Origin of the sequence: Paenibacillus sp. FSL L8-0641 (assembly GCF_038006265.1) — a bacterium.
GTDB classification, from domain to species: Bacteria; Bacillota; Bacilli; order Paenibacillales; family Paenibacillaceae; genus Paenibacillus; species Paenibacillus polymyxa_D.
Genome location: NZ_JBBOUW010000001.1, coordinates 3,586,655 through 3,600,475 on the forward strand (window position 1 = coordinate 3,586,655; position 13,821 = coordinate 3,600,475).

General features: G+C 52.1%; 5 protein-coding genes. All 5 read right to left on the minus strand.

Features of this window, described 5'->3' with window-relative positions; translation table 11 throughout:
* Positions 1 to 3 precede the first annotated feature (3 nt).
* Positions 4 to 3,399 (minus strand): SMC family ATPase, encoded by a 3,396-nt coding sequence (locus MKY16_RS16220; protein WP_340956134.1) that lies wholly within the window; start codon positions 3,397 to 3,399, stop codon positions 4 to 6.
* A complete protein-coding gene (locus MKY16_RS16225) occupies positions 3,396 to 4,580 on the minus strand; it encodes an exonuclease SbcCD subunit D (RefSeq protein ID WP_340956136.1) in 1,185 nt (394 codons plus the stop codon). Before MKY16_RS16225 ends, MKY16_RS16220 begins: the two co-directional genes overlap by 4 nt.
* Before the next feature lie 28 nt (positions 4,581 to 4,608).
* Entirely contained in the window at positions 4,609 to 8,628 is a 4,020-nt protein-coding gene (addA, locus tag MKY16_RS16230; RefSeq protein WP_340956139.1) for a helicase-exonuclease AddAB subunit AddA, read from the minus strand.
* A complete protein-coding gene (addB, locus tag MKY16_RS16235) occupies positions 8,625 to 12,191 on the minus strand; it encodes a helicase-exonuclease AddAB subunit AddB (protein ID WP_340956141.1) in 3,567 nt (1,188 codons plus the stop codon). Before addB ends, addA begins: the two co-directional genes overlap by 4 nt.
* 236 nt (positions 12,192 to 12,427) lie before the next feature.
* Complete coding sequence (locus tag MKY16_RS16240) at positions 12,428 to 13,807, minus strand: class I SAM-dependent rRNA methyltransferase (protein ID WP_340956146.1); 1,380 nt, start codon at positions 13,805 to 13,807, stop codon at positions 12,428 to 12,430.
* Positions 13,808 to 13,821 lie beyond the last annotated feature (14 nt).

A 13,821-nucleotide genomic window follows, 5' to 3' on the forward strand; every position in this document is an offset into this window, starting at 1 on the left:
GTTTCAAAAAGTTTCCATAACCACACGTGAGCCGCCTCCAGCCTGCTCTGCTGGAAGAACAACCAGCTTGCGCGGAAGACGGGCCCGTAGTTCAGGCACATGACTAATTACACCAACAGACAATTGATCGTGGTGCAGCTTTTCCAGTGAAGTGATCACTGTGTCAAGCAGCTCAGGGTCTAACGTTCCAAAGCCTTCATCCAGAAAGAAAAATTGCAGAGGGTATTGGCCCCGCAATTGAATTTGAGCCGACAGCGCAAGCGCAAGCGACAAGGAGGTCAGGAACGTTTCGCCACCGGATAAGGTCGATACTGGACGTTTGACCCCACCGTTGGCATCGTCACTAATAACAAAACCACCGCTGGAATCTACCTCTAGCGCGTAACGCTGCTTGGTCAGAAAACGCAGGCGGCGTGAAGCCGACTGGCTGACCTGCATGAGCTGCTCCTCGGCAATATATTCAACAAAGGCATTGCCACGAAAAACAGACTGGAGCTTGGACATTTTTTCCGCTTCACTACGCAAATGTACACGATTGGACTCCAGCTCCATCCAGCGGACGTGCCGACGCTGCAAGTCCTCTAAATCACGCTCAGCCTTGGCGCGATTCTGAAGCGCCTCTTCGTCGCGTGCACGGCAATCACGTAGCTGTGCAGTGGCCGTTTCCCACTGTTCCTCTGTTACCGTTGCTCCATTCAGCTGCTCTTCGACATGTTTTAAGCGGGAAGACAGCTCTTTTTCCCGTTCTCGATGCAAGCTCACTTCACGCTCATAGCGTGCGGCTTCTTCCGGTCCCAGGCAGCATTCCATGACCTCTGCTTCCGTAGCGAAGGAGGAGGCTTCCAAACGGCTGCCCCAACGGGACTCTGCCATCTGACGTCTTTCTTCTGCCGAGTCGGAGGCCTGCCGTGCAATCAGTGAAGCATGAACGGCTCGCTGCTTGTGTTCTTCCGCTTCGGTACGGCGGCGTGCCGCGGCTTCGGCTCCGTTTTTCAGTCCCAACAGTCGCGAGGTCGCTTCTTCGAGCAATGAAGCCGCTTGGCCATCTCCAACCCACTTTCGGAGCTGTGCTAGCTTTTCACGAAGCGAATCATCTTTGCTTTGGAGCCCTGTACGACGGGCAATAATGATTTTGTCCTCCTCGATGATACTCTGCTGTATCTGTTGAACACGCGCCGCCTTTCCTTCGAGGAAAGTCACACTCGTCTCCAGCCGGGACCGCAGCTCTTCCGCACGCCCATCGCGCTCCTGCATGGCGCGGTAACGCTCCGCGGCTTCGCCCGGAGCGACATCCGGCAGCTGCGCCGCCCATTCGGCGCGCAGCCCCTCGCTGCGCGTGGTGCATGCCTCGCGCTTGCTCTGTGCCTGCGTCAGCGCTACAGCTGCTGCCTCCTGCTCGGCGGCGGCACGGATACGCCGCTGCTGTCCAGCGGCGTCTGCTTCGCGCAGCGCCTGTGCCTCGGCAGGCAGCGCATGCGCACGTGCGGCTAGCTCGGCTGCAGCACGTTCCAGAGCCGCGCAGCGCTCCGCCCATGCTGCGGCACCACGCGGCTCTGCTGGCGCTGCCGCAGGCGTGAAAGGCTCGCCCGTGGCGGCAGCGCCACTGTTTGCGGTGGCGGGCTGCGCCAGCAAGCTGCGTTGCTCGTGCAACTGCTGGCGCAGTGTGAGGCGCAGCTCCTGCAAACCAAGCCGCAGGCGGTGCATCTCATCTGGCGCAGCGGCATCCGCGCTATGCGCCGCGACGACGGCAGGCGCGGGGTGATGCAGCGAGCCGCACACTGCGCACGGCTCGCCTTCGCGCAACTCGGCAGCGAGATGCTGAGCGAGACGCCCCAGCTCCTCGGCACGGAGCTCGTGACGCAGCTGTTCTTCCTCGGCAGCCAGTGACGACATATCGGCGGTGATTTCTGCCTCCAACGTCAGCAATGCCTCAATGCCATCAGCTGCCTGTGCAGCAAGGGCAGAACGCCGTGCCTCCGTCTCCTGTGTCTCCTGGTCCGTCAGCTTTAGACGTTCGTCAGCTTGCGCAAGCCGTTTCTCCTGAGTCACGTACTCCAGTTCAGCTTCACGCAATTGCTCATTCGCGATTTCCAGCTGTTGCAACCGTTGCACAGCCTCTTGCAGCATACGCCGCTCATCTGCTCGCACTTCATTTTGCTTTAGCTCTTGTTGAAGCTCTTGCTGTCGCTTCAAGCCTCGCGTCTGTAGCTCTTGTTCCTTTGCGAGTCCTTCTGCATGTTCAGCAAGGATTTGTTCGCTATGCCCAAGCTCGGCCGCCAGACGGTCCCGTTCGGTCCGCAACGCTTCCGTATCACGCTCCAGTTGAAGCGCCTGTTCTAGTTGGTCGATCCGAAGCAATAGCTTTGGTTCTTCGGCACTGAGTGCTTGCCGGGCCTGCTCATCTGCTTGCGCAGAGACAAGCGCAGCCTCCTGCGCGGTAGCGGCCAGGACTGCCACTTCTTCGGCAGTCTTATGCCGTTTTTCCGCTTCAGCAATGGCTTCCTTCCAATCCGTCAGCGCAGGCAGCAATGCCTCGGCTGAAGTTGCTTGTCGAAGCTTGTGCTCCAGCAAAGCAATGCCCGGCTCCTGTGCTGCCAACTGCTTCAGCTCTTTCGATCTTTGGCTGAGCTCGATGACTAGCTCACGTGTTTTGTTTAGCGCCTCCGATTCACGTGAGACACGCTCTAGCTCGCGACGCGAAGCTTCTGCATTGGCAATCGCCTCTTTGAGACGCAACTCTACATGTTCAAGTGCTTCAGCACTCGCATCCCCCAGCCCTTGCTGCTCCGCCTCTAATGCTTTCAGTGCGATATCGTTATCTTTCACACGACGGCTTAGCTTCTGTGCAAGTTGATCTCCGTACTTCTCCAGATGGAACAAACGCTGTAGCATCTGTCTGCGTTCACTGCCCTTTAAGGACAAGAATTCCGCAAACTTTCCCTGCGGCAATACGACAGCTCGTGTAAAATCGTCCATTTTCAGGCCGATATACTCCTCCACACAGCGCGTCACATCCTGCACCTTATCGGCAAGCACTTCCTCGCCATCCTCTGTTAACGCAATAAAACGGCTAAGCGTATTATTAACCGATACGCCTCCAGCACGTTTGAAACGTCGTTCTACACGATAACGACGAGGTCCTTGAGCTGACATTAATTCAAACGTAAATGCAACAGACAACGTATCCTCAGCATGATTCATAATGCCTTGTGTACCATTCACTGCCCGCTCCACTTTACCGTACATAGCCAACGTAATGGCATCCAACAGCGTTGATTTTCCACTACCTGTTGGGCCAAAAATTCCGAACAGCCCAGTTTCGGTCAAATCGTCAAAGCGAATTTCCTGCGACTCCCGGTAGCTTTGCAACCCCGCCAGTTTTAGAAGGATTGGTTTCATGCGTCATCCTCCTCAGCGTGATCTCTTGCATCATCCTGTTCCACCAGCTCCAGAAACAACTGCACTAATCCGTCATCTGGCTGTGCTCCGCCTGTCTGCCGCTGATAGAATGCCCGGAACAGCTCATGCACTGGCAGTTCTGATCGTTGGTGCTCCAGCTGTGCGGCAGCCATTTCTGGATACATGGGGCGAATATGAATGATACCTTCACGGCTTTTGCGCAGCCGCTGAATATCTCCCATCGACATTGCTTCATCCAGCGTAATTTCCAGATCAATAAAGGCATCAGCATCTAGTTCTTCGTCCAGCCAGCGATATACTTCCTCCAGACCTCCCCGTGCGCGCCACCTCACTAATGGGCGTCCACTGGTAATATACAGTTCCTCGACCTGAGCAGGCTTGCCAGCAACCACGTCAATTAACGTAACCGATTTGGCTTGTCCGGCTTCGGAAAAGCTATAAGCCAGCGGCGAGCCACTATAACGCATCAGCCCGTCTCCTTTCACATATTGGGGACGATGCAAATGTCCTAGAGCCGTATACTGTGCCCCAATGCTCAAAGCAGACGGATCTACGGTATACGCCCCCCCGACCTGAATCGGGCGTTCCGAGTCCGACTCCAGCCCGCCGAGCACATAAATATGGCTCATCGACAAATTAACGGTGTCAGGCCGAAATGCTGTCCCTAGCTGTGACATCAGCAAGCCCACACGGCGACTGTATGCCTCGCGCAAGACTGTTTCATCTCCGTCTTCAGACAATAGCTCGTTCAGACGAGACTCGGAGGGATATGGCAAGGCTGCAATGCATGCCATTTCACCCGTTCGCGGTGTACGAACGTGTACCGCTTCCCCATGGGGCAGTCCCAGCAATGTAATTCCGCGCCCGCTCACCAGTGGTGTGACCGAGGATACCCTTTCCGGCTGATCATGATTGCCCGCAATGACGACTAGTGGTCTTCCTCCAGCCGTAAGACGGGCAGACGTTTCATAAAACAATTGCTCGGCTGCGGCTGAAGGATTGACTGAGTCGTATACGTCTCCAGCCATCATAATCAAATCGGCCTGCTGATCGTCAGCCATTTTCGCTAGTTCTTCCAAAAACGCCTCCTGCTCCTTCAAACGGCTGCGTCCTTCCAACGTGCGACCCAAATGCCAATCACCTGTATGCAAAATCCGCATGTTATTCCTCCTCTCCCTAGCTATATAACTACAGCTGTACACTCTCTCCAGCTTCTAAAAAATACAGCCACTTCTCAGCAACCTTTTTGCCTGTAATTTCTTCGATCACACGGGCATACAGCTCCAATTGAAAACGATATTGGTCTGTTAAATGGGACAGTGTACGATACTCAGATATCCGATCTGTTTTATAATCCACCAGCACGAGTCCTTCGGGAGTTTCAAATAGACAGTCAATAATGCCGTTCATCAGCACTTTATCTCCGTCCTGTCCACCTTCCGAATCTGTTTCTTGTCCTGGTGACATCGATGGTAAGCTGTGGTTCCAGTAATCGTTTGCCCGCATGGTATAAGTAAACGGAAGCTCTCTTTGAACATGCGATGCCCCCAACATTCTGCTACCCAGCTCACTAGTGAAAAAGCGTAATATTTTATTCGTATCTAGCGCCTTTGCATGGACATTCAGTAACATACGCTGATTGAGCAAACGAGCCTTTGTTTCCTCAATAACTTCGGCGCTCATCCCCCCATCTAGTGGCAAATGCAGCATCAACGTATGATAGACCGTTCCTCGTTCCGTTGGAGTCAGTCGCTGATTCCCCATAAACTTAGGTCTGCGCAAGTGTAATTGACTGCCCCCAGTGTGAGAATCCTCCCGATCCTCCGGTAACTCTGCTAGTACGGAGGTAGATAGATTCAACCAGTCGTCCGATCCCATCTCCTGCATTTCCAGCCATCTTTTCATCTCAGTAACCGATGTATTGGCTGCCGTCTTGCCGGCCCGCTCATACGGATAGGTCCAGGAAAGAGCAGCTTCAATGTCCGTTTCACTCTTTTCGTTCAAGTCGATTAGCTCCGCATTTCTCAGTGCTTCTGTCTTCTTTTGGCGCTCTTCGCCCGACACCTCTTCCTCATGATCTGAGTTCACACGAGAGCCGGAAAATGTTTCCGAGGCCACAATTTTAAATAACCAGTCTGTTCCCGGCATATGTTCCAATTTGTGATAGTACCCATCTTGATCACCTGCCGCTTCCCTCAACAAAGTAGCAGAAGGATGCCGAATCAAAGCGGGACCTACCCAGTCCAGATAGCTGCGGCCTGCCGCCAGCATATAGTCTGGTAAGACCGTTTCCGTATGCTCTTTGGCACGTGCCCAACCCGCTGCGCGTGAAGCTAGATCCTTCACGGTTCCGGTCATAATCAGCTTTTCACGCGGCCGTGTAAGCGCCACATATAACACCCGCATTTCCTCAGCCAATAGCTCCAGCTGTGAGCGTCGGCGGATCGCTAAATTGGGCAGCGTAGGGTAGCTGACACGATTTTGTTCCTCCACATATTTAGGACCAAACCCCAACTCCTTGTGCATAAGAAACGGTGCATTGAGATCCTGTTGATTGAACATTTTTGCCGTCCCGGCTATAAACACGATAGGGAATTCAAGTCCTTTACTTTTATGAATGGTCATAATGCGGACAGCTTGATCGGGTTCGGTCCCCCCGCTAATGGATCCTAAATCACCGCCTCGCTCCCGTAGACGGGAAATGAAGGTCAGAAATCGGAACAATCCTCGGTTGGACGTTGAAGTCTCATACTGTCTCGCTCGGTCATATAGCGCCCGCAAATTGCTTTGACGCTGTGAGCCGCCAGGCAGTCCACCGACCCAATCCAGATACCCTGTTTCCTCCAGCACATTCCAAATCAATGCACTTAAGCTACCTTGTCGGGCTTCCTGCCGCCAGGCTTCCAAATTATGCAAAAATGAACGTAGTCGGGCAGACAACGTATTCCCGTTATTTCTATTACCAAAGTCAGATGAAGATAAAGAGTCCTCAGGGAAAAGATCCAACTCCATGATGTCAGCAGTGGTCCCTTTTTCGCTTTCCTTCAGTGGGTCCGCCTCTGCCGCCGCCAGCAATGCGCCATAAAACAATCCATCCGGCTTTTCCAACCGAATTTGTGCCAGTTCATCTTCGGTCAAGCCGACAATCGGCGAACGAAGCACGGATGCAAGCGGGATGTCCTGCTGTGGATTATCAATAATGTGCAGCAGAGACAACATTACCTCAACTTCCGTTGCTTTAAAAAAGCCTGTCGTCTGCTCCCCGGAGGCCGGAATGCCCTCAAGCCGCAGTTCCTCTACAATTAGGGGGGCCCACACGCTTGCCGAACGAAGCAAAATGACGATATCGCCGTAGATTGCCGGGCGCATCGTTTTTAATCCTCTGTCGTAAATCAACAGTGGTTGTCCGGTATCTCCGGTCAGTTCTTTAATCCGTTGCGCAATCGCACGAGCCTCTAACTGTGCCGTTTCCAGTTCCACAAGCTCAGCCAGCTCACTTTCCTGAAAAACAGATTCGTCCTCCGTTTCGGACAGCTCCGAAGCCTCGGAAAGACCATGGCCACCCTTATCTACTAACAGCAGCTCAGGTGCGTATACAGATGCGGTGTCTTGATCCGACGGGTCGGGATAGGATGCGCCGTGTACCAGCCACGCTCGTTCATCGTACTCAATTTCCGCCACATCCACACTCATAATCTGGCGGAACACCAAATTGACCGCATCGACAACTTCCTCCCGACTGCGGAAATTACGCGCCAAATCAATTAAAAATCCATCTTCCTGCTCCTGCATGCCGTACCGTTGATACTTATTCAAAAACAGACCCGGCTCCGCCAGCCGAAACCGATAAATACTCTGTTTCACGTCGCCCACCATAAAACGGTTACCTGGTTCCTCCCGTGATACCAGCCTAACGATATCTTCCTGTACGGTATTCGTATCCTGATACTCATCTAACAGCACCTCGTCGAATTGCGCCTTGTATTCGAGCGCAGCGTCGGAAGGTAGTAGCTTGTACGGAGTAGAATCGGGATGTCGTAATATTTTCAGACAATAATGTTCCAAATCCCCGAAATCCACCAACCCTTTTGACTGCTTGTGCTGTTGAAAACGTTCCCCGAATACAATCACGGTTTCTACCAATTCGTCCATCAACGGAGCTGCGGCGTGTAGCTCCTCCCAATAGGCTTCTGCTCTCCTGCCAAACAGGGAAGCCTTCATATCTGTAATCATTTTTTTGGCTGCTTCGCGCAGCGTCTTAACCCGTTCCTGCAATGCAGGCTCAGTCTGATCTTTTTTGACCGGCTTGAGCTTACCGAAGGCAGCTGCCTGAAAATGATCATATAGAGATGCCCACGGCTGTGTCTCCAATTCCTGCAGCAATCCCTTCACCATCGCCGTATCCTCTTGCAGCGTCACTGTATAAGGTGCAGGACCGCCGGGCTGCATAGCAGTTTCATGCGCCTGTTCCAGCAAGCTCGCTGCTCCGCGCAATGAAAGTGCAGCATCCGCCAAAATGCTGCGAACCCAAGGCGTCTCTCCGAGAGCCGCTACATCCTGCACACGAAATGCAGCTGCTGTCTCCCGCAGCCAATGCTCCGGCCAAGGATGACTTTGAGAAAAATCATACAACCGCTGAACAAGCACATACATCGCATCATCGGTGCGTTCTCCACTAAACCAGTCGACTAGTCTGCGGAATGTACTGCCTTCATCATGAGCCTCATATTTCTCTTCAAACAGTTCTTCTAGAAGCTCCTGGCGCAGCAATTCTGTCTCATGCTCATTCATAATCCGAAAACCAGGATCAAGGGGAATGGCCTGATAATGCCTGCGGATGACCTCCATACAAAATGAGTGAAGCGTCGTAATCGAGACCCGATTCAGCAACGATAGCTGACGGCGTACATGTTCACTTTCCGGTTCCTGCTCCAATACACGTTCCAACGCTTCGCGTATCCGTTGACGCATTTCGGCGGCGGCTGCCTTCGTAAAGGTCGCTACCAGTAACCGATCCACACTGAAGCCAAGCTGGGGATCGACAATTTTACGAATAATACGCTCTACAAGCACCGCTGTTTTACCAGACCCTGCCGCTGCCGCAACCAGCATGTTGTTACCAGATTCCGAAATGGCACGCCACTGGTCATCGCTCCACATACTGCCTTCCGGCTTCGGTAAACCTTTAATGTTTGACATGCCTATCATTGGTCCATTCCTCCTTTCCCTTCCTGTGTATGACCCAGCAGATTCCAGATCTGATCCTTACCGGGTTTACCCCATTGATTGTAGCCACTGCCCTCCAGACTGTCGTCAAATTGACAAACAGGCTTAAAAGAGCAGAAGGTACATGCCGTCTCTTGCTGGATACGATACGGTTCAATGGCCACATCGCCCTCTGTCATCCGTGTACCAATCGTCCGAATATTATTACGCACCGAAGCTAGCAGGCTGTCCCACTGTTCCGGCGAAGCAACCGAGGCACTGCTATAAAAACTACCGTCTGCTTTCACCGCAACAGGTAAAATAGAAGAATATCCCTTGTCCAATGATGTATCCATCTGCCCAACTACATCCCGATCCGCGAGCAACAATCCCTTCATCTTGAAGCGTTTCAAAAGCTCCTGACGGGCCTGTTCTTCGCTAAGACCGTTAGGCGACTGTAACATCGGATTGTGGACGTGAAAATACAGCGTACCCGCCGGATAAGCAGTCTCGCCCAACCATTCCTCCGCCGCATTCAGCAGCACATCCAGGTACGTGAGCATTTGCAAGGACAAGCCATAGTACACTTCATGCAGCTTGAGATCCTTTTGGCTGGACTTGTAATCGATGACACGCAAAAGTAAACCTTTTTCTCCCTCTGCCACATCTACACGGTCGATCCGTCCGACAATTTCCATCACAACACCGTTATCTAACCGGAAGCTTAACGGAGGAAGCTGCTGACCCGGCCCAAAGTCCAACTCCAGCCCAATCGGCTCAAAACTACCTCTTCGCGCATGTTCACCTAAAATCAACGAAGCACGGCTCACGATATCTTTCAATTTGCGCAAAATGTACCCATACCGCTTGGAGCTCATTAGAATCTCGCCTTGCAGACGAGGAGCCAAACGCTCCACTGTACTTTCCGCCTCTTGGCGGCATTCCTCCGTGCTGAGACTGCCCCAGCTGACATTGCGATTACGCAGATTGATCGCCATCTCTCCAAGCGCTGCATGGAATAATTGTCCGATATCCGGGGCCTTCAGGCGATACATTTGACGTTCCTTCAAACGAAGACCATGAGAGGCAAAGTGCGAAAATGGACATGCCACAAAACGTTCCATACGAGATACGCTGGTACGCAGCTTGCTGCCGTACAGACGACGGCTCGTTTCCTTCTGCATTTCGGCATGGTTCTCGTAAAAAAGTGAGGTCAACAGCTGACGCAGCTTGTCTTTCTCACGCCCTTGCTGGCTGGCATACCAGTTATATACCTCCCACCAAGGAGATAAAATGTCACCGCCACGTCGCCATTGTCGTAATTGCGCAATAAGCTGCGGCAAAGCCTCGGACGGATGAGAAGCATACTCCCATTGCGTCGTCCAAGCATCCCCAGGCAAAGGGTATCCAGCCAGTGGGCGTTCGTCCAGACTAGGAAACAATTGCCGCACATGTCGTACTAACTCAGACGGCAACAATGACTTGCCTTCTTCATCAGTCACGGCATAGCTCATCCACAGGCTTCTACCGGCTGAAGTAAGGGCCGTATAAGCGAGAAAACGTTCGTCCAGCAGACGTCTTGTCATATCCGGCGCCAGCTCTACGCCTCGTTCGTTTAATGCCGTACGCTCCTGCTCATTCAGCACACCGTCCTCATGGAACACAGCCGGCATCACACCTTCGTTCATACCTAGCACAAAAGCATGTTGAATACCGGTCACACGTGTACGATCCGTGTTTCCGACTAGAACCTGATCCAGAGCTGGCGGAACAAGTCCCATACGGAATTCAGCCAATCCCGTTTCCAGCACACCCGCAAACAAAGAGGTATCCAGCCTCTCGTCACCCATCATTTCGACGATTTGATCCAGTAGTTCAAGCACTGCATCCCATACCTGACGATGCTCCTTGGCCTGCTCAGGATTTCCTGCTTCCTCTGCCTGATGAATGAAGGCGTCCAGCTTGTGGCCAATTTCTGCATCCTCCAGTAACAGATATACCGCTTCACACTTCTCAAGTGCAGTTCGTGCCTTGCCCACACGTTTCTCAAACGCACGTAAAGGCGTCACGATTACATCCCGACACAGCTCCATCAAATCCAACGTTTCATCCCGCCTACGGTTCCGTTCCTGCTCCTCCAGCTCCAGTGACAAGCTGGGCACAGCCTGCCACGGGCGACCGTCTGTCCAACGGCTACCTTGTATTCCGCAGGCCAGTACATAGTTTTCCAGACGATCCATCTCCTCGCGGCTCACCCGACCATCCAGCGGCAGGAGAAGATCTGTTTTGACCGCACGGAATACATCCTCATATCGCCAGCGTCGCTGCACGATATCCAGTGAAGCCCGAATCAATTCCACTAAGGGATGATGCAATACACTTCTCCGCTGATCCAGAAATACTGGAACCTCATATTGTTTGAATATCGGTTCCACCCATGACTCATAATCTTCAATATGACGCACAAACAGGGCCATCTCCCGATAACGCGCGCCCTCATCTCGGGCTAAACGACGCATTTCGCGTACAGCACCTTCCAACTCAGCGCGGCGATTCGCCGCAGCATACAGTTTTATGCCTTCCGGCTGTTCTTCTGTCCACTGCTCTCGTAGCTGCTGCAGCCGCATCCGTTGTTCCTGATTCCGTAACCCTGTACGATATTCAAAGTTAGCCTCCAAATACGCCAACGCCGGACGCTCCTTAAATCTCGGCGGCGGATCAGGGCGAAGTAATTGTGTCTGCGTCTCTATCATCAGCTCGTCTGCCATTCCTTTGAGCTTTACATACGTAGCCGCCGAAGGATGAAACAAATCCAGCTCATGCGGAAGCTGTCCGCTCTCGTAGCTGCGGTTGCAAGTCAGCGCCACTGTCAACGAAGAGGCATGCAGCATAAGTTGCTCCACCACTTTATATTCATGTGGTGTAAACCTACGGTAGCCATCCATCCAAATGTCTGCTCCACGCACAAGGGAAGACTCTGCAATCTGTTCTGCCAGCATGCGCAGCGTATCTTCACCGTCAATATATTTAAGCGTCAGCTCTCGTTCAAAATCCTCGTAGATTAGACTGATATCTTTGAGCTTGCCGCGCAAAATCGGAGTTGACTCTCCAGCAGCGTTCATTCGCTCCAGTTGCTCGGGTACAGACCGAGTATCATTTCCATACTGCTTTAGCTCCGTGAACAATGTATTCAACCGATCCACAAAGCCGAGCTGGTCTCCCGAATCCTTAAACAAACTCAGTTCATCCTTGCGACGACGAATAATTTTATATAAAAGCATCTTCTTGCCTTCTTCCGTTACAGGCACCAGCGCTGAACCCCCAGTTTCCTGCATAACTAAATAGGCAAGACGGTGAAATCCCATCACTTGGGCGCGCACCGACCCCTGAATACCGTTTCCGGCTTCTGTAAGTAACGCATGCTCAGAAGCAAATGACGATTGCTCCGGTACAAGTAACAGCATAGGCTTACCTAGCGGCTCCTCGCGTAACATAGACGTCATTTCATTGCGGATTAACGTACTTTTACCACTCCCAGAGCGGCCAATCAACAAACGGACCGACATGATGCGGCCTCCTTTCCAACGAACAACATTCTATTAAATAGTATAGCATATCAGGCAAGAGAGAAAAGAACGTACGTTTGCCATGTTGTAGCAATTCTTTCTCCCTCTAAAAAATAAATCAGTCCCGCAGATTGGCTTGGTGCACGCCTTCTCTACAGGACTGATCTATACCTAAAAAGAGTGTATTTTACCTATTTAATCACCAAAAAACGATTGACTTTGACCTTGTATCAAACTTACAGCTGTGTCCGGCTACGTACTTCAAAGATAGCGAATTTCAAATAATGTCCTTCCTCCACACCCAAAATTTGAGGATGGTCCTTACCAGCTGCTCTCCAGTCTACCAGACGGAGGATTTTGCCGGCATCTGCCGCCGCTTCCTTAATGGTGTCCAAAAACAACTCTGGCCGCATATGGAACGAGCAGCTCGCTGTCACCAGATAGCCGCCCTCATTGACAAGCTTCATCCCGTGCAGGTTGATATCTTTATATCCACGTGTAGCTCCTTTGACAGCGTTCTTCGTTTTGGCAAAGGCTGGAGGATCAAGAATAACCACGTCAAAGGTGCGGCCGCCACCTGCTGTCAGCGGCTTGGATGTATCTCCTTTGCCCCCGGCTCGTGCATTGCGTTCCTCTACACCTTTCACCTGATTGCGCAAATATTGAAAAGCATCCTCGACGACAAACTCGACACGTTCCTCAAAACCATTCAGCTTGACATTGTCCCGCGCACTTTCAATCGCATGCTCAGAAATATCAAGACAAGTTACTTTTTTAGCACCATGTTTACATGCATTGAGCGTAAAGCTTCCCGTGTGCGAAAAACATTCCAATACGGTTGCGCCGTCCCAGAATGGGAATTCAACAACCTTACCACTTTTATTCACTGGCTTCGTGACCGTTGTGCCAGCATCCCCTGAGTCCGCAGCTACTTCTTGTAGCGTAATTCCACTACGTGCTCCCCAACCTGTCATCAACGGCGCTATGGCCGCACGATTTTCACGCTGGTCAAAAAAATAACCCGTCTTCTGACCCTCTACGATATCGACCTTGATTTGCAGGCCATTTTCCGTCACCACCACATGACGGGGGCAATCACCGTACAAAGGCCCCTTCGTTTGTTCCAATCCTTCCAGCTCACGGATGGATACATCACTGCGCTCATATATACCAACAGGACCCACTACTTCAACGAGCGCATCCCTGATTTCTTCCCTGCGCCGATCCATGCCAAGCGTTAACAGTTGCACGACCAACACATCACCAAAACGGTCTACAATCAGTCCAGGCAAAAAATCAGCCTCTCCGTACACCAACCGATAAGCGTCTCCCCCGGTCACAAAACGTTCACGGTGCTCCAGACATTTGCGAAAGCGTTGGGCAAAAAAGTTTTGATCCATTGCTTCCAGCGGCTCATAGGACATCACACGTACTGTAATTTGTGAAGCCGGATTATAGTAACCTGTCGCCAAATAACGCCCCTGATGGTTAACGATGCTGACCAAATCGCCTGCCTCTGGGTCACCCTCAATCTTGGCTATTTCGTTTTTAAACACCCAAGGGTGTGCGTGCTCCAGCCTTTTTTTACGGCTGCGTTCTAATATTACTGAAGGCAAAATCCTTCACTCCT

Coding starts and splice junctions, on each gene's coding strand:
- MKY16_RS16220 (WP_340956134.1), bottom strand. CDS start 3,399: ATGAAACCAATCCTTCTAAAACTGGCGGGGTTGCAAAGCTACCGGGAG.
- MKY16_RS16225 (WP_340956136.1), bottom strand. CDS start 4,580: ATGCGGATTTTGCATACAGGTGATTGGCATTTGGGTCGCACGTTGGAA.
- addA (WP_340956139.1), bottom strand. CDS start 8,628: ATGATAGGCATGTCAAACATTAAAGGTTTACCGAAGCCGGAAGGCAGT.
- addB (WP_340956141.1), bottom strand. CDS start 12,191: ATGTCGGTCCGTTTGTTGATTGGCCGCTCTGGGAGTGGTAAAAGTACG.